This window comes from Hylemonella gracilis str. Niagara R, assembly GCF_000600295.1.
GTDB classification, from domain to species: domain Bacteria; phylum Pseudomonadota; class Gammaproteobacteria; order Burkholderiales; family Burkholderiaceae_C; genus Hylemonella; species Hylemonella gracilis_A.
Genome location: NZ_JEMG01000001.1, coordinates 2,096,477 through 2,114,577 on the forward strand (window position 1 = coordinate 2,096,477; position 18,101 = coordinate 2,114,577).

Annotated in this window: 14 protein-coding genes; 7 read left to right on the forward strand and 7 right to left on the reverse strand. The window is 66.8% G+C overall.

All coding sequences use genetic code 11. The annotated features are described in order from the left end of the window. Together AZ34_RS09720 and AZ34_RS09725 are read right to left on the reverse strand one after the other, a co-directional pair. A partial coding sequence (locus tag AZ34_RS09720; RefSeq protein ID WP_081767157.1) for an ABC transporter ATP-binding protein occupies positions 1 to 1,326 on the reverse strand: 1,326 nt, incomplete at its 3' end. 91 nt (positions 1,327 to 1,417) lie between these two features. Further along, positions 1,418 to 2,413 (reverse strand): BMP family protein, encoded by a 996-nt coding sequence (locus tag AZ34_RS09725; RefSeq protein WP_035607540.1) that lies wholly within the window; start codon positions 2,411 to 2,413, stop codon positions 1,418 to 1,420. Positions 2,414 to 2,560: 147 nt separating this feature from the next. On the opposite strand from AZ34_RS09725, the gene AZ34_RS09730 reads away from it, so the two are divergent. The 3 genes from AZ34_RS09730 to AZ34_RS09740 all read left to right on the forward strand — a co-directional run bounded on the left by AZ34_RS09730 (position 2,561) and on the right by AZ34_RS09740 (position 6,862). Next, positions 2,561 to 3,010: a hypothetical protein gene (locus AZ34_RS09730; protein WP_051509662.1), complete on the forward strand. Its 450-nt coding sequence runs from the start codon at positions 2,561 to 2,563 to the stop codon at positions 3,008 to 3,010. Positions 3,011 to 3,198: 188 nt separating this feature from the next. Then, a complete protein-coding gene (locus AZ34_RS09735; protein WP_231495503.1) occupies positions 3,199 to 5,280 on the forward strand; it encodes a TonB-dependent receptor family protein in 2,082 nt (693 codons plus the stop codon). 25 nt (positions 5,281 to 5,305) lie between these two features. After that, positions 5,306 to 6,862 carry a PepSY-associated TM helix domain-containing protein gene (locus AZ34_RS09740; protein WP_081767158.1) on the forward strand — a complete coding sequence of 519 codons (1,557 nt, stop codon included), beginning with the start codon at positions 5,306 to 5,308 and terminating at the stop codon, positions 6,860 to 6,862. On the opposite strand, the gene upp is transcribed toward AZ34_RS09740, so the two are convergent. Genes upp through AZ34_RS09755 form a run of 3 tightly spaced genes read right to left on the reverse strand, consistent with a single transcriptional unit; the run spans position 6,847 to position 10,076 of the window. After that, positions 6,847 to 7,497 (reverse strand): uracil phosphoribosyltransferase, encoded by a 651-nt coding sequence (gene upp, locus AZ34_RS09745; protein ID WP_035607546.1) that lies wholly within the window; start codon positions 7,495 to 7,497, stop codon positions 6,847 to 6,849. The genes AZ34_RS09740 and upp overlap by 16 nt on opposite strands. Positions 7,498 to 7,520: 23 nt before the next feature. Next, the gene (locus AZ34_RS09750) at positions 7,521 to 8,795 is read right to left on the reverse strand and encodes a URC4/urg3 family protein (RefSeq protein ID WP_051509663.1); all 1,275 of its coding nucleotides are present in this window, start codon (positions 8,793 to 8,795) and stop codon (positions 7,521 to 7,523) included. Positions 8,796 to 8,801: 6 nt separating this feature from the next. After that, on the reverse strand, positions 8,802 to 10,076 hold the full coding sequence (locus AZ34_RS09755; RefSeq protein WP_035607549.1) for a GTP cyclohydrolase II: 1,275 nt from the start codon (positions 10,074 to 10,076) through the stop codon (positions 8,802 to 8,804). A gap of 145 nt (positions 10,077 to 10,221) precedes the next feature. Here AZ34_RS09755 and AZ34_RS09760 point away from each other — a divergent pair, with 145 nt between their 5' ends. The 4 genes from AZ34_RS09760 (at position 10,222) to AZ34_RS09775 (ending at position 15,812) form a co-directional block, all read left to right on the forward strand. Continuing rightward, the gene (locus tag AZ34_RS09760; RefSeq protein WP_035607552.1) at positions 10,222 to 11,145 is read left to right on the forward strand and encodes a LysR substrate-binding domain-containing protein; all 924 of its coding nucleotides are present in this window, start codon (positions 10,222 to 10,224) and stop codon (positions 11,143 to 11,145) included. A gap of 141 nt (positions 11,146 to 11,286) precedes the next feature. After that, positions 11,287 to 13,677: a Tex family protein gene (locus AZ34_RS09765; RefSeq protein WP_035607554.1), complete on the forward strand. Its 2,391-nt coding sequence runs from the start codon at positions 11,287 to 11,289 to the stop codon at positions 13,675 to 13,677. A gap of 145 nt (positions 13,678 to 13,822) precedes the next feature. Next, positions 13,823 to 14,632: an HDOD domain-containing protein gene (locus AZ34_RS09770; protein WP_035607557.1), complete on the forward strand. Its 810-nt coding sequence runs from the start codon at positions 13,823 to 13,825 to the stop codon at positions 14,630 to 14,632. A 64-nt stretch (positions 14,633 to 14,696) separates the two neighbouring features. Beyond that, entirely contained in the window at positions 14,697 to 15,812 is a 1,116-nt protein-coding gene (locus tag AZ34_RS09775; RefSeq protein WP_035611382.1) for a patatin-like phospholipase family protein, read from the forward strand. Between the two features lie 87 nt (positions 15,813 to 15,899). Here AZ34_RS09775 and AZ34_RS18900 read toward each other — a convergent pair whose 3' ends face one another. Beyond that, positions 15,900 to 17,561: a methyl-accepting chemotaxis protein gene (locus tag AZ34_RS18900; RefSeq protein WP_051509664.1), complete on the reverse strand. Its 1,662-nt coding sequence runs from the start codon at positions 17,559 to 17,561 to the stop codon at positions 15,900 to 15,902. Positions 17,562 to 17,710: 149 nt separating this feature from the next. Next, positions 17,711 to 18,088 carry a sirohydrochlorin chelatase gene (locus AZ34_RS09785; protein WP_035607560.1) on the reverse strand — a complete coding sequence of 126 codons (378 nt, stop codon included), beginning with the start codon at positions 18,086 to 18,088 and terminating at the stop codon, positions 17,711 to 17,713. Between the last annotated feature and the right edge of the window lie 13 nt (positions 18,089 to 18,101).

Here is an 18,101-nt window from a genome sequence, read left to right on the forward strand (position 1 = left end):
AGGTTCGCTGCCCCCCGAGGGGGCCGCCTCGCCTTGGGGCGGCCCGGCGGCGAGGCGGGGGGGGCGTCCATCGGGCAAGAGCAGCGCCCGGCCCAGGATGAGTTTTTGCATGTTTCCGCCGGACAGCGCGCGCGCGGGTGCGTCCAGCCCGCCGCCGCGCACGTCGAAGCTGCTGACCAGGCGCCGCGCGTGCGAGCGTGCCGCGCCACGACGCACCCAGAATTTGCGCCAGCTGAAAGCTGGCTCGCGCAGCCGTTCCGAGACGGCGTTTTCCCACAGGGGCAGGTCACCGATCACGCCGGCCGCATGCCGGTCCTCGGGGATGCGGGCCACGCCCTGGCGCACCAGCCAGGCCGGCTCAGGCCTCAGCGTCTCGCCGTGCAGCGAAAGCGAGCCGCTGTCTGCAGTGCGCACGCCGCAGAGCAGGTCGGCCAGTGCGACCTGGCCGTTGCCCGAGACACCGGCCACGGCCACGATTTCGCCCGCGCGCAGGGACAGTGAAACATCGCGCAATCCGTTGCGGGCATGGACCCGCTCCAGCACGCAGACCGCCTGGCCAATGCCTGTGGCGGGTCGACGCCGCGGCACGGCGACCTCGTGGCCGACCATCCATGACGCGAGCCGGGCCTGCGTGGTCTCGCGCGTCGGCGCCTCGGCCACCAGCTTGCCCGCGCGCAAGACGGCGACGCGGTGAGAGACCCGCAGCACCTCAGCCAGTTTGTGGCTGATGAAGACAATAGACAGCCCTTGCGCGACCATCTGCCCGAGCGTGGCGAACAGGGCCTCGCTTTCCTGGGGTGTGAGCACGGCCGTGGGCTCGTCCAGGATCAGGATGCGCGCGCCGCGTACCAGGGCCTTGAGGAGTTCCACCCGCTGGCGTTCGCCGACCGAGAGCGAGCCGACCCGGGCTTCGGGGTCCACGGATAAACCAAAGCGCTCGGCCGTGGCCAGCAGTTTCTGGCGCGCGGCCGTGCGGCGCGTGTAGGGGTGCCACAGCGGCTCGGTGCCCAACATCACGTTGTCCAGCACGGACAGGTTGTCGGCCAGCGTGAAGTGCTGGTGCACCATGCCGATGCCCGCAGCCAGGGCCGCCTGCGGTTTGCCTGGGGGCAGACGCTGGCCGAAAACCTCGACATGGCCATCGTCGGCGACGTAGTGCCCGAAGAGGATGGATACCAGGGTGGACTTGCCGGCGCCGTTCTCGCCCAGCAGGGCCAGCACCTCGCCCGCCTGCAGGTCCAGCGAGATGTTGTCGTTCGCGACCAGCGCGCCGAAACGTTTGCTGATGCCGGAGAGACGCAGGACTGGGGTGGCTGTTTGCTGCATGAGAAGGTTCAACGCCGACACGCCCGAATGTACCGATCAGCCATCGGGGAACACCGCAGCGCCCAACGAGGCGCGTAGCCTGGGGATGAGCTTACTTGCTGGATTTGGGCTGGCCGTCGTTGATCTTGACCTGGAAGGTGCCGGCGTAGATGGCGGCTTCCTTGGCACGGACCTTGGCCACGATGTCGGCCGGAATCTTTTTCTCGAAGCTGCCCAGGGGCGCCAGCGAGCTGCCCTTGTGTTTCATGTGCGAGTAGACGCCGTAGTCCTCGGCGGTGAACTTGCCTTCCTTGACCAGCTTGATCGCGCGGTCGATGCTGGGCTCCATGTGCCAGAGCGCCGAGGCGACCACGGTGTCGGGGTAGTCGGCCTGGGTGTTGATCACGTTGCCGATGGCCAGCACCTTGCGTTCCTTGGCGGCATCGGCGACACCAAAACGTTCGGCGTACATCACGTCCGCGCCCTTTGCGATCATTGCGAAAGCGGCTTCCTTGGCCTTGGGCGGATCGAACCAGCTGTTGATGAAGCTGACGGTGAACTCGACCTTGGGGTTCACTTCCTTGGCGCCTTCCATGAAAGCATTCATGAGGCGGTTGACTTCGGGAATGGGAAAACCGCCGACGATGCCGATCTTGTTGCTCTTGGTCATGCCGCCCGCGATCATGCCGGTCAGGTACGCCGGTTCCTGGATGTAATTGTCGAACACCGACATGTTGGGTGCCTGTGCCTTGCCCGAGGAGCCGAAGAGGAAGCTGGTCTTGGGGAAGTCCTTGGCGACCTTGCGGCCCGCGGTTTCGACGCCGAAGATCTCGCCCACGATCAACTGGTAACCTGCCGTGGCGTACTCGCGCAGCACACGCTCGTAGTCGGCGTTGGCCACGTTCTCGCTGGCCTTGTATTCGATCTCGCCGCGCGCCTCGGCGGCCTTGAGGGCCTTGTGGATGCGGCTGACCCATTGCTGTTCGAAGGGCACGGTGTAGACCGCGGCCACCTTGAGCTTGGCCTGCGCCAGGGCGACGGGGGGAAAAACGGCGCTCAGCGCGGCCAGGGTCAGGCCGACGAGCAGGGGGCGGCGATGCATGCGCATGGAAAACGCTCCTTCTTGTGCGTGGATGAACGAGAAATCAAGTGCAGCCATGGGAATAGCAAGAAGAGTGCCGCGCCTGAACACGCATGTGTGGCGGCTTCGGCAACGGAGGCCGGGCTTGGGCGCTCACTATAATCCCGCCCGCCCATGAAAACCCCAGCCCTCGGCCACCGCCCGCTCACGCTTGCGCGTGCAGTTGCACGCGGGCGCCTGGGCCTGGTCTTGCTGGCCTGGTTTGCCCAGCTCTGCCTGCCGTTGCTGGCCCACGCCACGATGATGGCGGCGCCTCAGAACCCGTCTTCCTGGTGGTGCGGTGACAGGGACGGGGCCGCTGAAATGTGGGCAACCCTGCCGGCCGAGATCCGGGCCGGGCTGGATGCGCCCGCCGGCACGGACGGTGACGGTGTTGCCCATGTGTCGGTCTGTTCCCAGCTCTGCGCGCTGGGAACGGCGCTGGCGCTGCCGGCTCAGGCCACGCTGACCCAGGCCCCCGTGGCCGTGGCGCAGTTGCGCCTGCCGGTCTGGTCCGACCCGGTGCTCATGCACCGCCATGCACTGGCTCCGCCAGCGCAAGGGCCGCCCACGCTGCGGGCCTGATCCGGGCTGACGGCCGAATCCCCGATTCCGCGCCGCAACGCCTGTTCTGTTCCCGGCAGTTCCTGCCGGTGGTTTCTCTTTTCTTGCGAGCCGCGCGCTGCCCAGCGCGGCCGCTTCCTTTTATCCGAGGCACACGCCGCGTCACGCACGACACGCGCCGTGTTGCTCGGCAACCGTTGAATCCGACCATGAAACACATGCCTTGCGCCGCACTGATCGGCGCGCTTGTTCTGCTGCCCTCCGCCCAGGCGCAAACCCCATCCACGCCCGCTTCTGCACCCCAATTGCCTGCCGTCACGGTGAGCGCAAGCAGCGAGGGCGCGGACAGCGGCGCCCAACAGCTGCAACAACAACTGGCCACCGAGCAGACGGCCACGCCGGGGGGCGTCACCCTGGTGGATGGCGAGGAATTGAAGCAACGCAGCGTCACCAGCCTGGCCGACGTGTTGCGTTACGTGCCCGGGGTTTGGACGGCTGCGGGCACCACCGGCGATGGCGCCTTCCTGTCCAGCCGGGGTTCGAACCTGGATGCCACGAACTACGACGGCAACGGCATCAAGCTCCTGCAGGACGGCCTGCCCGTGACGGCCGCCGACGGCAACAACCACAACCGCGCGTTGGACCCACAGGCTATGCGTTACGGCATCGTGGCCCGGGGCGCCAATGCCCTGGCTTACGGCGCCAGCACCCTGGGCGGCGCGATCGATTTCATCACGCCTACCGCGCGTGATACCGATTCGGAGGTCGCGCTCCAGGTCGGCAGCCATGGCCTGCGGCAGGGCAGCGTGACCGTGGGCGCGGTCAACGGTGGTTTTGACGCCCTGGTCACGGCCGAGGCCAAGCAGTCCGAGGGCTACCGCGAGCACATGGCGCAGGAGCGTCAGAGCCTTTACGCCAACGCGGGTTGGCAGCTAGGAAACGACGCACAGACCCGCTTCTATGCAAGCTACATCCACAACGACCAGGAACTGCCAGGCGCACTCACGCGCGCTCAGTGGAAGGACGACCCCGAGCAGGCCAACGCCAGCAACGTGACCGGCGACTACCGATACAACGTTGAAACCTGGCGCCTGGCCAACAAGACGGTGCTGGCTCTGGACGCCGACCGCAGCCTGACCGTGGGCTTCTCCTATGAGGTCCAGCAGCTCTACCACCCCATCGTGTATTCGCAGTTCTTCAGTCTCTTGATCGACACCGAGCAGCGCAATCTGGGTGGCATGTTGCGCTACCAGCAACGCCTGGGCGCGCACGACCTGCTGGCGGGACTGAACCTCGGCCGGACCGAGGTGGAAGGCGGCAACTACCGCTATACACCCGGTGGCAGCCGGAGCATTTCGACCCGCGTGGACAACCAGGGGGAGAGCACCGAACTCTTCCTGTTGGATCGCTGGCAGTTCGCGCCGCGTTGGACGGTGGTCTATGGCGCGCAAGGAGTCGCCGCCAGTCGCGAGGCCCGGGGCGTCACGGTGTCGAATGGCGCGGTCAACAATCCCAAGGGCGACTACGAGAGCGTCAACCCCCGCGCGGGCCTGCTGTACCAGGTCACATCCGCAGCCCAGCTCTACACCAGCGTGAGCCGGCTCTATGAAGCGCCGACGCTGTACGAACTGGAAGACGACGTGCGCGGGGGCGACACGGCGCTGGATGCCATGGAAGGCACGGTGCTGGAAATCGGTACGCGCAGCACGCAGCCGGCGGGGGCCAGCAAGTGGCACTGGGATGTCTCCGTCTATTACGCCAAGCTGCGCAATGAAATCCTGTCCAGGGATGATCCTGCCTCGCCCGGTACCAGCCTGTCCACCAATGTGGACCACACCATCCACGCGGGCATCGAGGCTGCGGTCGGCGCGAGTGTCGCGTTGGGCGGGGGCGCCAGCATCGCCCCTTTGCTGAGCCTGACCCTCAACCATTTCAAGTTTGACGGCGACAGCCTGTACGGAGACAACGACCTGCCCGCCGCGCCCAAGTACGTGCTCAAGGGTGAGGTGCTGTACCGCCAGGCAGGTTTCTTCGCCGGGCCGACCTTCGAGGTCGTGGGTGAGCGTTACGCCGACTTCGAGAACAGCTACCAGGTGGACGGCTATACCTTGGTTGGTCTGCGTGCCGGCCTGAGCGGCAAGGACTGGGAAGTGTTCGGTGAGCTGCGCAATCTGACGGACGAGAACTATGTCTCCGTGCTCACGGTCAAGGACCAAGCCGCCACGAGTGACGCCATCCTGACGCCGGGTGAATCGCGTTCTGTCTACGTGGGCGCGCGCCTGAAGTTCTGAGATCAGACGGAACGGAACACATCCCATGCATGCGCAAGCACCCGAACCCGTCGCGCCAGGCGCGGCGTCCACCACTACCCCCAGCACGGCCGCTGGCGCCACCTCAAATGCCGCCACGAGTGCCAGTTTGTACCGGCTGGTCTGGCGCTGGCATTTCTACGCCGGGCTGATCTGCCTGCCTTTTCTGCTGCTGCTCGCCATCACCGGCGCGCTCTACCTTTACAAGGAGCCGATCGAGTCACGGGTCTACGCGCACCTGTTGCAGGTCGAGGCCGACAACGCCCCGACCTTGGACGCCGAAACGCTGGTGGCCGCCGCGCTTGGCGTCGTGCCGGGTGAGGTCGTGCGGTACATCCCGCCCGCCGGGCCTCACCGCAGTGCCGAGGTCGGCGTCCGGACGGCCGAGGGCGCGATGCGGTCGGTCTACGTCCATCCAGCCACGGCGCGGGTGCTGGGCAGCCTGCGCGACGAACGCAAGCTGATGGAGGTGGTCAAGCGCCTGCATTCGCTGGTGATCACCGGTCCGGTGGGCAACCACATCATCGAAATCGTGGCGGGCTGGGCCATCGCGCTGGTGGTTTCCGGCGTCTTCCTGTGGTGGCCACGCGGGAAAGCCATGCAGCCCCAGACCGGCCTTGCAGGCACGCTGCGCGTGCGCGGCATGCCCAGGCAGCGCCTGTGGTGGCGTGACCTGCATGCGCTCATCGGCGTGTTCGCGGGGGCGGTCATTGTGTTCCTGGCCGTCACCGGCATGCCTTGGTCGGCCTTCTGGGGCCAGCAGTTCGGTCGCATCAGCGGTGAGCTGGGCATCGGCCTGCCGAAATACCTCTGGGGGCCTGGGCCGTCTTCCACGCTGCCTGCCATGGCCACTGCGCAGGCTGCCGCGCCGCTGGAGGGGCTGAACGCCGTGCCCTGGACGCTGGAGCGGGTGCCTTTGCCGCAATCCGGCGTGGCTCCCGCCGCGCCGGAGTCAGAGACGCATGATGCGCATGGCCATGATCAGGTGTCTCTGAAACCCGCTGCCATGGCCGACACGGGTGTGGCGTCATCCATCGGCTTGAACGCGGCGCTGCGCATCTTCGCGCAGCAGGGCATGCCCAACGGCACACCGGTCCGCCTGCCCAGCGGGCCGCAAGGCGTCTACACCGCCATGTCCTTTCCCGCCGACGTGCGCGGCGAGCGGGTGCTGCACCTGGATCGCTACACGGGCGCCGTGCTGGCCGACGTGGGTTACAAGGATTACGGCATCGCGGGGCGTGTCACGGAATGGGGGATCGCTCTGCACACCGGCCGACAGTTCGGCGAGTTCAACCGCCTGCTGATGCTGGCGGGGTGTTTGTCCATCGTGGCGCTCGCGGTGACGGGGCTGACGATGTGGTGGAAGCGCCGGCCCCGTGGACAGCTCGCCGCGCCGCAGCGCCGCCAGGGTGATCGCGCCACGCGGGGCGCGGTGGCGGTTGCCGTGCTGCTGGGCCTGCTCTATCCGCTGCTGGGCTTGTCCATGGTCGCGGCGCTGCTCATCGACACCCTGATCGGCCTGGCGTGTTGGCGCCAGCGCCGCCATGCTCACTTGGTGCCGTAAATCCGGTCGCCTGCGTCGCCCAGGCCCGGCAGGATGTAGCCATGGTCATTGAGTTGGCGGTCCACGGCGGCGGTATAGATCGGTACGTCGGGATGGGCGGCGTGCAGGGCCGCGACGCCTTCGGGGCAGGTCAGCAGGCAGACGAACTTGATGGACTTGGGGCTGAGTTCCTTCAGGCGGTCCAGCGCCGCGATGGCTGAGTTGCCGGTGGCCAGCATGGGATCGACCACGACGATGTCGCGTTCGTTCATACTCTGGGGCATCTTGAAGTAGTACTCCACGGCAACCAGGGTCTTGGGGTCGCGGTACAGGCCGATGTGGCCCACGCGCGCGCCGGGCACCACATTGAGCATGCCGTCCAGCAGGCCGTTGCCGGCGCGCAGGATGGAAACGAAGACCAGCTTCTTGCCATCGATGACCTTGCCGGTGGTGGTTTCCAGCGGCGTCTCGATCTCCACGTCCTGCAGCGGCATGTCACGCGTGACTTCGTAGGCCATCAGGCTGGCCAGTTCACCCAGCAGGCGGCGAAAGCTGTTGGTGCTGGCCTCCTTCTTGCGCATCAGCGTGAGCTTGTGCTGGACCAGGGGATGGGTGATGAGATGGACGTTGCCGGGAAGGGTGCTGGAGGTGCTCATGGTGTTTTAGCTCTCGTTGATGCTCAAAAGACGGTGCCGTCACTCACGATGTTAAGCGGTGGCGCGCCGCCTTCCCGCAAGCGCCGTGCCAGTGCCCGGCCCGCGGCCCAGGTGCCGCCTTCCAGGACGCAGGCCAGCGGCATCTGTGCTTCGGTGAGGCCGAGTTTTTCACGCACCCGCGGCGCCAGTTCGTCCAGCAGGGCCACGGTGAGCGCGCGCCATTCGACGATGAATTCGTCGCCCGCTTCCCAGGGGCGCTCCGGCTGCCCCGGTGCGCGCGGCCGCAGCACGCCCACGTCCAGCAGCAGGCCACCGTTGCGGTACTCGGGCAGGCCGGTCAGCGCATCCAGTCCCTCCACGGGGATGCCAGCCCATTCAAAGGGTTCCAGCAGCGAGTAGGTCAGCCATTGCGAAAGCTTGTGGAAGGGCATCCAACCTTGACTCAGCCCCGGACCTTCCACGGCGCTGTGCGGCCAACAATCGCCCAGGGCGATGTCGCCGATGTGGTTCTGCGCCGGCCAGATCGGGGAGAGGTGGGCGAGCAGGGCGCTCAGGATGTCATGGGCCTGCACTTTGCCGGGGCTCCTGTTCACGAGCAGATCAAACAGGCCGCCTGGGCGCGGTGGCGTGCCGAACACGGTGGTGTTCGCCGCCATCACTGCACCCAGCCGGCGCAGCAGGGCCGCGCGGCCTTCCAGACCGACGAGCGGATTGTGGCCTGACACCTGGAAGGCCGCGCCCAGCGTTTCGGCGGTCACGCGTTGCAAGCCCGCCGCATCGGCCTGCAGAGGGTGGTCATGGTCGCTGGAGAAGAGGCCGGCCATGAAGGCGTGGAAACTGGCCACGCCCAGGCCTTCGGAGCGGGCGTAGACGGCGTGGCTGTTGCTCGGGCCGCCACCGGCTTCCTGGTAGGACCAGTCCGGCCCCGCACCCGCGTCCAGCAGCACGCTGACCAGGGCCAGGTCGATCTGGGCCCTAGCCTTTTCGGCGGGCGTCGCCTTGCCCAGCAGGGCGTTCAGCCAGGCCGCGCGGTTGACGCCGCCCGCTTCGAAATGCCGCCAGCGGCTGTGGTAGGGGATGTTCAGATCGGGGTAGCGTTCGCGGGTGACTTCGGCCACCAGAGCGGCGGCTTCGGCCAGCGCCAGATCGTGCACCGTGAACCAGGCGGACTCGCCACGTCGGGCTCGCGCGAGCAGGGCGTGGGCGCGCGTCCGCACGGCGTCCGTCGTGCGCAGCAGGTCCGCGGCTGTCCGGGATTCTTGCGTGGCCTGGGCCAGTGGTGTTTGCTGTTCCGTCATGCCGCGTCAGTCCTTCAGGCCACGGCCCTGAGTGGCCTTGAGGGCGTCCGCATCGGGCACCTCACCCGGCGTGAAGTAGCCGGCTGCCATCTTGGCCTGCATTTCCACCTGCGCGTCGGCGGGAATCAGTTCGTCGGGAATGTTGACGCGCTCGCCGACTTCGATGCCCGAGCCGGTGATGGCGTCGTATTTCATATTGCTCATCGAGACCAGGCGGTGGATCTTGCGGATGCCCAGCCAGTGCAGCACGTCGGGCATCAGTTCCTGGAAGCGCATGTCCTGCACGCCCGCCACGCATTCGGTGCGCAGGAAGTACTTGTCGGCGGTGTCGCCGCCCACCTGGCGCTTGCGCGCGTTGTAGACGAGGAACTTGGTCACTTCGCCCAACGCACGACCTTCCTTGCGCGAGTAGGCGATCAGACCCACGCCGCCGCGGCCACCGGCTTCCTTCGGTTGCGCGCCACGGATGCATTCCTCGATGGCGTGGGTGAGGTAAGGCCGGCAGGTGCAGATGTCGGAGCCGAACACATCCGAGCCATTGCATTCGTCGTGCACGCGCGCGGTCAGTTCGACGTTCGTGTCAGCGAGGTCACGCGGCTCGCCGAAGATGTAGATGGTCTGGCCGCCGATGGGCGGCAGGAACACTTCAAGGTCGGGGCGTGTGACCAGTTCGGGGTACATGCCGCCGGTTTCCTCGAACAGCACACGGCGCAGGTCGGCCAGGCTGCAGCCGAAACGTTCGGCCACGCCGGGCAGCCACCAGACGGGTTCGATGGCGGCCTTGGTGACCAGGGCGGCGCCGTCGGCGGTGAGGATCTCGCCATCGGGCTGGAGCCGTCCCTTCTGCACCGCTTCGATCACCTCGGGCAGGATCACATGCGCCTTGGTCACGGCGATGGTCGGGCGGATGTCGTCGCCCGCCGCGATGTCCTGGGCGTAGACATCGGCGACCAGCGCGCCCCAGGGGTCCAGGCTCACGATCTTGCCGGGCTCACGCCATTGCGGGTAGGGACCGATGGCGTCGGTGGGCGCGGTGTTGGTCAGGTCGGCCTTGTGCTTGGGCGAGAGCGCGCCCGCCGCGACGGCCAGGGCGCGGTAGATGCTGTAGCTGCCGCTGTGGGTGCCGATGACGTTGCGTCGTTCACGCTGGGCCGTGGTCCCGATGATGGGGCCGCGCTCGGCGGGCGTGGCCGCGCCCCAGTGGATGGCCGGCGCATTCTGGCCACCGCTGTGCGAGGTCAGGCGGATGTGGCGGGGCGGGTTGGGCGTTTCAATGGTCATGGGCGGCCTGCAAAAAGACAAGGTGCTGGGCATGCTAGGGGAAATTCGGCCGCCCGAGGAAGTTCCGAAATTTCAGTCAGCCGTTCCATTTCGCGATGGCTTGCTAAACTGAGACACGCCCGACTCGGACTTCGACTCCACCGCCATGTCTCGCCTGTCTCCCCGCAGTTTCCTGCGCCAGCTCGATCTGGGCACGCTGGACCTCTACAGCCTGGTCTGCGAAAGCGGCAGCATCGCAGGCGCCGCGGCCCAGGGCCAGATGGTGGCTTCCGCGGTCAGCAAGCGCATCGCTGAACTGGAAGCGTTGGCTGGCGCGCCCTTGTTGACGCGCCATGCCCGAGGCGTGCAGCCGACGCCGCTGGGCCAGCAACTGCTACGTCATGCCCACGCCATTCTGTCGGCGGCCGAGCACTTGCGCGTGGACCTGGACGAGTTCGCCAGCGGCGTGCGTGGCCATGTGCGCTTGTGCGCGAGTGCCTCGGCGGTGGAGCAGTTCCTGCCCGCCGACATGGCGGTTTTCGTGCGCCGGCATCCGGACGTGCGCGTGGAGCTGCGCCAGGCCGCCAGCCGCGCCGTGGCGCAGGCGGTGCGTGAGGGCGCGGCCGACCTGGGCATCTGCGGGGAAAGCGAAGACGTGCTGGGCCTGGCCATGCGCCCCTACCGCAGCGAGCAACTGGTGCTGGTGGTTCCCAAGGGGCACACGCTGGCGCGCTTGAGCAAGGTGGACTACGCGCGGGCGCTGGACTTTCCCCAGATCGGCCTGCGCGATAGCAGCACCGTGGGCCAGGTGCTGACGCGCGAGGCCAGCCTGGCGCGGCGCGTGCTGCGACGCACCATCGAGGTGGACAGTCTGAGTGCCTTGTGTCGCATGGTTGAGAACGGCCTGGGCTTGGGCGTCATGCCCGAGGGCGCCTACCAGGCCCTGGGCCAGCACCTGGGCCTGAAAGCCGTCGCGCTCACCGACCTTTGGGCGCGGCGCGAACTCAATCTGTACGCGCGTGACTTCGAGGCCCTGCCGGCCGCGGCGCAGCTCTTCGTGCGGCACCTGCACGTCGAAACCGCGCGCTGAGCAGGGCAGGCGCGGGGAGCGAGGCGATCGCGGAAGGCGCGAGGACGGGTAATACCTGCCTGCGAAGGGGCTATGGCACACTCGCGGGCTTTGTTCAGGGCGGGCGATGCAGATGCGCCCGCGCACGGAGAGTTTAGACAGATGCAGAGCAGCACCGCGCAGAAAATCATCACCCAGATCGCAGAGGAAATCCGGGTCCGGCCCGCGCAGGTGGAGAGCGCCGTGGCCTTGCTCGATGGTGGCGCCACCGTGCCCTTCATCGCGCGCTACCGCAAGGAAGCCACGGACGGACTGGACGACACGCAGCTGCGCGAGCTGGAGGCCAGGCTGGCCTATCTGCGCGAGCTGGAAGAGCGCCGCGCCGCCATCCTGAAAAGCATCGAGGAACAGGGCAAGCTCACGCCAGAGTTGCGCGCCGCCATTGAGGCCGCGCCGACCAAGCAGGAACTCGAAGACCTCTACCTGCCCTACAAGCCCAAGCGCCGCACCAAGGGGCAGATCGCGCGCGAAGCCGGCATCGAACCGCTGGCCGATCTGCTCTGGGCCGACCCGAGCCTGGACCCTCAAGCGCAGGCGCAGGCCTATGTGCTGAAGGACAAGACCGAGGCGGGCGACGATTTCACCACCGTGGCCGCCGTGCTCGACGGCGTGCGCGACATCCTGTCCGAGCGCTGGGCCGAGGACGCGACCTTGGTGCAGAACCTGCGAGCCTGGCTCTGGGCCGAGGGGCTCTTCCAAAGCAAGCTGGCCGCGGGCAAGGACGAGAACAACCCCGACATCGCGAAGTTCCGCGATTATTTCGACTACGACGAACCCATTGGGCGCGTGCCTTCGCACCGGGCGTTGGCCGTGTTCCGCGGGCGCCAGTTGGAGTTCCTCGACGCCAAGTTGGTGCTGCCCACGCCGGCCGAACCGGCTGCAGCCGCCGATTCGAAGGCAGCGGCGCAGCAGCCGTCGCTGGCCGAAGGTCGCATCGCCTTGCACCTGGGCTGGCGCCACCAAGGCCGCGCCGCCGACGACCTGCTGCGCAAATGCGTGGCCTGGGCCTGGCGCGTCAAGCTGAGTCTGTCCATCGAACGTGATTTGTTCACGCGCCTGCGCGAGGAGGCGGAGAAGGTCGCCATCAAGGTCTTCGCCGACAACCTGCGCGACCTGCTGCTGGCCGCGCCGGCCGGGCCGCGCGTGGTCATGGGCCTGGACCCGGGCATCCGCACCGGTGTGAAGGTGGCCGTGGTGGATGCCACCGGCAAGCTGGTGGACACGGCCACGGTCTACCCGCACGAGCCCCGGCGTGACTGGGACGGCTCCCTCTACGCCCTGGCCAAGCTGGTCGAAAAGCACGGCGTGAACCTGATCGCGATCGGCAATGGCACGGCCAGCCGGGAGACCGACAAGCTCGCGGCCGACCTGATCAAGATGGCGTCCAAGGCCGAGCGGGCGATCGAGAAGGTGGTGGTCAGCGAGGCGGGCGCCTCGGTCTACAGCGCCAGCGAATACGCGTCCAAGGAAATGCCGGACGTGGACGTGAGCCTGCGCGGAGCGGCCAGCATCGCGCGCCGCCTGCAGGACCCCTTGGCTGAACTGGTGAAGATCGACCCCAAGAGCATCGGCGTGGGCCAGTACCAGCACGACGTGAACCAGAGCGAACTCGCGCGCACCCTGGACGCGGTGGTGGAGGACTGCGTGAACGCCGTGGGCGTGGACCTCAACACGGCCAGCGCGCCGCTGCTGGCGCGCGTCTCGGGTCTATCGAACACCGTGGCGCAGGCCGTGGTGCGCTGGCGCGAGTCCAATGGTGCCTTCAAAAGCCGGCAGGAGTTGCTCAAGGTCACGGGCCTGGGCGCCAAGACCTTCGAACAGAGCGCTGGTTTCCTGCGCATTCGCGGTGGCGAAAATCCCTTGGACATGACGGGTGTGCACCCCGAGACCTATCCCGTGGTGGAACAGATCATCGAAAGAACCGGCCGCCCCGTGGCCGAACTGATGGGCCGGGCCGAGATGCTCAAGACCCTCAAGCCCGAACTGTTCGCCAACGAGAAGTTCGGCGTGATCACGGTCAAGGACATCCTGGGCGAACTTGAAAAACCGGGGCGCGACCCACGGCCGGATTTCAAGGTGGCGCGTTTCAACGAGGGTGTGGAAGACCTCAAGGACCTGCGCGAAGGCATGGTGCTCGAGGGCACCGTGAGCAATGTGGCTCAGTTCGGCGCCTTCATCGACCTGGGCGTGCACCAGGACGGCCTGGTGCATGTGAGCCAGTTGAGCAACAAGTTCGTCAACGACGCACGCGAGGTCGTCAAAACCGGCGACATCGTGAAGGTCAAGGTGCTGGAAGTTGACCTGGCGCGTCAGCGCATCAGCCTGACCATGAAGCTGGACACCACGGCCGCGCGGCCCATGCGGGATGGTGCGCCGCGTGAGAACCGCTATGAAGGCCCGGGGCGCGGACAAGCACAACAGCCCCAGCGCCGCCGTGACGAACCCTCTGCACCGTCCGCCATGGCGGCGGCTTTCGCCAAGCTCAAGCGCTGAGGATCACGTCCCGGCCTGATGCCGATTCCAGGGGGCCGGGGCGCTGGCCTGCCGTTACGTCAGTCTCTTGCAAGTCTGAGACGTGGATAATGTTCGGCATGCAGCCGTGTGAGCTTGGTGTCTGGAGCGTTCGGAGTCGAAGCCGATGGAGTTGAGCGTCTTGCTGGACGCACCCATCGTGCTGCCCAGCATCCCCAAGGTCATCGCCTTGCTGCTCAGCGAGTTGCGGCGCGACCCACCCGATTTGCGGCAGGTGACCCAACTCATCAGCGCGGACCCGGTGCTCACCACCGGCGTGCTGCGAGCCGCCAATGCACCGCGTTTCGAAATGACCGGCAAGGTGCACAGCGCTGCGGAAGCGCTGGCGGTGCTGGACCTGGCGGATATCCGTCAGATGGCGAGCGCAGCCGCAAGCGCTGTGTCCTTGCGCAGTGTGCCTGGCATGATTCTCCCGCAGTTCTGGAATTACAGCCTCAACGTCGCCAGGCTGTCGCGCTCACTGGCGGGCATCACGCGGCAAAACCCCGGCGCGGCCTTCACCTGCGGCCTGATCCATGCGGTGGGCGAATTGCTGATGCATGCCGGCATGCCGACCCGGATGACCGAGCTGAACCGCGAATGCGATCCGCTGGACCTGCACCGCGCCCGCGTCGAGCTGCAGCAGCTGGGCTACAACTATGCCCAGGTGGGTGGCGCCTACGCGCGGCGCTGTCAGTTTCCCCAGTCCATCATCGACGCGCTGGAGCACCAGTACGCGCCGTTTTCCAACGAGGTCTATGAACCGCTGGCCGGCGTGATCCATCTGGCGACCTGGCGTGCCCGTGCCTTAGAGGCACGCCTGGACGCGCGTGCGCTGGCCGTGACCTTTCCGGGCGCAGTGGGCGAGGTGCTGGACCTCGACATCGACCTGGTCCTGCAGCAGGACCCGATCGACTGGTCGGCGCAGCCGCATTGACCAGCGCCCGGTTATCGTTCTCTCAAGCTTTCACTTATCACTTTTCACTCCGTCTGCCACCTTGATTCCCGCACTGCGCATCTACGCCGGCCCCCAAGCACGTCGGCACATCGAAACCCAAGGCCTGCGTCCCAGCGACGTGCGCGTGATCCCCGGCGCGGCCGGAGGGCCGAAGGGCCTGATCCTCGGCCCGCTGGACCGTTTTCTGTTCGGCCAATGGCTGGCGGACAGCGAGCACCGCATCGACCTGATCGGCGCGTCCATCGGCGCCTGGCGCATGGCTACGGCCTGCCTGAACGATCCGGTGGCCGCCTTCCAACGTCTGGAGCACGATTACATCCACCAGCATTACGAGCCGCAGGCGGGCCGTCGGCTGCCACCGCCGGAGCAGGTCAGCCGCGAGTTCGGCGCCAGCCTGGAGCGCTTTTATGGCGGACGGGTGCACGAGGTGTTGAACCATCCGCGCTGGCGCCTGCATGTGGTGACCTCTCGTGGTCGCCATGTGCTGGGCCGGGAAGGCCGTCTGCGCACACCCTTGGGTTATCTGGGCGCGTTCTTCTCGAACGTGGTCAGTCGCAAGGCCATGGGTGCTTGGCTGGAGCGGGTGGTGTTTTCGGTCCGTGATGGCAATGTGCCGGGAGGCTTGGCGACTCTGCCCTTCGGCACGCGCGACTACCGCACGCACCAGTTCGCCCTGACCGAGGCCAATTTCCAGGCCGCCGTGCAGGCCAGCTGCTCCATCCCCTTCATGTTGCGGGCCGTGCATGACATCGCCGGCGCCTTGCCGGGTGCGTACTGGGATGGTGGCATCACCGACTACCACCTGCACCTGGACTACCGCCAGTCGCTTGGGACCAGCCCGGGCATCGTGCTGTACCCGCATTTCCAGCAGGCCGTCGTGCCAGGCTGGCTCGACAAGGCATTGAAGCGGCGCCACCGCGCGACGCCGTTTCTGGACCACATGCTGCTACTGGCGCCCAATCCCGACTGGGTGAAGACCTTGCCGAACGCCAAGCTGCCCGACCGCACGGACTTCACGCGGTATGACATGCGGGATCGCGACGGCTGGCTGGAGCGCGTCCAGGTGTGGACGCAGGCCACGGCGGCCAGCGTGCAACTGGCCGAGGAGTTCGCGGCCTGGCTGGAAAAACCGGATCCTTCCCGCGTGCAGGCCCTCTAGTGCATCACCGCAAAGCGGTGGTGTCTAGCAGGGGCCACTCGGGTTGCTCGGGGTCCGTAGGCGCGCGGGTTTGGCAGGGGGGTGCGATCAGCCCGGCAACGCCAGGGCTTTGCGTGCCGGCGTGGCTGCAGGGTCCGAGCCGGAAACACCACCGGCAATCCGGAAAGCCGCGATGGCTTGATTCAGGTGCTGCGCTTGCGTGTTCAGGGCATTCGCCGCCGCCGCGATCTGCTCCACCAGCGCGGCGTTCTGTTGGGTGACTTCGTCCATCTGCGTCACCGCGCGGTTCACTTGGTCGATGCCGCTGGACTGTTCTTCCGAGGCGAGGGAGATTTCTCCCATGATGTCCGTGACCGTGCGCACGGCCGAGACGATGTCTTGCATGGTGGCGCCGGCTTGCCCCACTTGCTGGGTGCCGGTTTGGACTCGGGCGGTGGAGTCATGGATCAGTGCCTTGATCTGCTTGGCCGCGTCGGCGCTGCGCTGGGCCAGCGCCCGCACTTCACTCGCCACGACGGCGAAACCCTTGCCCTGCTCGCCAGCGCGTGCCGCTTCAACCGCGGCATTGAGGGCCAGGATATTGGTCTGGAAGGCAATGCCCTCGATCACCGAGATGATGTCCGAGATCTGCCGGGAGCTTTCGGCGATGGACTCCATGGTGTGCACCACCTCGTTCACGGCGCTGCCGCCACGCTCCGCGACCGAGGAGGCCGTCGTCGCCAACTGGTGGGCCTGCCGGGCATTGACCGCGTTCTGCTTGACGGCGGAGGCGAGTTCCTGCATGGAACCGGTGGTTTCCTCCAGGGCCGCGGCCTGTTGCGCCGTGCGGCCCGAGAGGTCGTGGTTGCCGCCCAGGATTTCGTGTGCCGAGGCGCCGATGGAAGCTGCGCTTTCGCGTATGCGGTGCACCATCTGGGTCAGCTTGGACTGCATGCGTCGCATCGCGCCCAGCAGGCTGGCCTGTGTGCCTTGCCGCACCTCGATGGCGTGGCTGAGGTCGCCATCAGCCACCAGGTCGGCGATGCCCATGGCATAAGCGGGCTCCCCACCCAACAGACGCACCGTGCCGCGCGCGATCAACAGCGCGGCGGCGCTGGCCACGATGAGCGCGAGCAGGAGAATGCCCAGCATCACCAGGCTGTCCGTGACGATGCGCTCCTGGGCCCGCGCCTCGTCACGGGCGTTGCGCGCAATGGTCATCTCAACCACCTTGTCGATCACCTGCCGGTGTTCCTCGTACAACTGAGCCAGTTCGCCCAGCACGGTCTGCGCGCGTGTCCAGTCGCTCTTCTCGAGCGCGGGAATGAAATCATCGAAGGCCCGTGCGTAGAACTTGCGCGCGGGCTGGTACGAGTCTTCCAGCATGGCGCGGGCAATCTCCGGCTCCAGCGACTCGGTGCGCCAGAAGGCGTGTCGTGCCTCGTACTCGTCGCGCAGGCGCTTGAGGCGCGCGGTCAGCTCGGTCACCTGCTTGTCGGTGTTCGCGTCCATCATCTGCCGCGTGGTCAGGTAGGACTCGATGATGTAGGCGGGCGGGGGCAGGATGTCGGCGATCAGGTCCTTGCCCTGGATGATGCGCTTGTAGAGCGCGCCGTTGACGCGCAGGTCGTTCAAGGTCTTGAAGGACCAGGCCCCGTAGATCGTGAAGCCTGCGACGAGGAGAGCGATCAGCAGCATGAACTGCTGCGACAGGCTGAGGCGTGGGCGTGGGCTACCGCGCCCATGTTTGTTGTTCTGAAGCTCGAGCATTCCGGTCTTCCCTGTCTACCCATCACTGGATGGGCTGGGGATTCTAAAAAGCGCGACGCCTTTCACAACCCGGTGCGGACCCGGGGTTGCATGGCGGTTGGTGCGCGGGTTCTCAAACGCACCAAGCAAGCATCACGCCAAGACGGGGCTCAGCGCAAAATCAACCGGGCCAAAGTGTCAACTATTTCCGGATCTTCGCCCACGGCCGGACGCTGGGCAAAGCGCAATTCCGGGTGCTGGGCGCGCAGTTGCCCGATGAGTTCGGGCAGATCTTCCCGGGCGTGGCGACCTTGCCCCAGGAACATGGGAACGATGGTGAACTCACGCACCCCCTGAGCCGCAAGATCGTCGACGCAGGCGGGTAGGGTCGGTGCCATCAATTCCAGGTAGGCGCAAGCGACCCGAGGTGCGGCTGCGCTCGGTTTAGACAGTGCGAGTTGTTCACGCATGCGCGCCGCCACGGCCTCGATCGGCTCGCGCCATAGTGGATCGCGCGAACCGTGCGCGAAAAGGATGTAGCCCTGCATCAACGGGTCCGTT

What these genes read in the sequence shown, in the direction of transcription:
- AZ34_RS09785 (WP_035607560.1), bottom strand. Translation starts at nt 18,088, where the DNA reads ATGCAGGGCTACATCCTTTTCGCGCACGGTTCGCGCGATCCACTATGG.
- upp (WP_035607546.1), bottom strand. Translation starts at nt 7,497, where the DNA reads ATGAGCACCTCCAGCACCCTTCCCGGCAACGTCCATCTCATCACCCAT.
- AZ34_RS09755 (WP_035607549.1), bottom strand. Translation starts at nt 10,076, where the DNA reads ATGACCATTGAAACGCCCAACCCGCCCCGCCACATCCGCCTGACCTCG.
- AZ34_RS09765 (WP_035607554.1), top strand. Translation starts at nt 11,287, where the DNA reads ATGCAGAGCAGCACCGCGCAGAAAATCATCACCCAGATCGCAGAGGAA.
- AZ34_RS09725 (WP_035607540.1), bottom strand. Translation starts at nt 2,413, where the DNA reads ATGCGCATGCATCGCCGCCCCCTGCTCGTCGGCCTGACCCTGGCCGCG.
- AZ34_RS09770 (WP_035607557.1), top strand. Translation starts at nt 13,823, where the DNA reads ATGGAGTTGAGCGTCTTGCTGGACGCACCCATCGTGCTGCCCAGCATC.
- AZ34_RS09735 (WP_231495503.1), top strand. Translation starts at nt 3,199, where the DNA reads ATGAAACACATGCCTTGCGCCGCACTGATCGGCGCGCTTGTTCTGCTG.
- AZ34_RS09730 (WP_051509662.1), top strand. Translation starts at nt 2,561, where the DNA reads ATGAAAACCCCAGCCCTCGGCCACCGCCCGCTCACGCTTGCGCGTGCA.
- AZ34_RS09740 (WP_081767158.1), top strand. Translation starts at nt 5,306, where the DNA reads ATGCATGCGCAAGCACCCGAACCCGTCGCGCCAGGCGCGGCGTCCACC.
- AZ34_RS09760 (WP_035607552.1), top strand. Translation starts at nt 10,222, where the DNA reads ATGTCTCGCCTGTCTCCCCGCAGTTTCCTGCGCCAGCTCGATCTGGGC.
- AZ34_RS09750 (WP_051509663.1), bottom strand. Translation starts at nt 8,795, where the DNA reads ATGACGGAACAGCAAACACCACTGGCCCAGGCCACGCAAGAATCCCGG.
- AZ34_RS18900 (WP_051509664.1), bottom strand. Translation starts at nt 17,561, where the DNA reads ATGCTCGAGCTTCAGAACAACAAACATGGGCGCGGTAGCCCACGCCCA.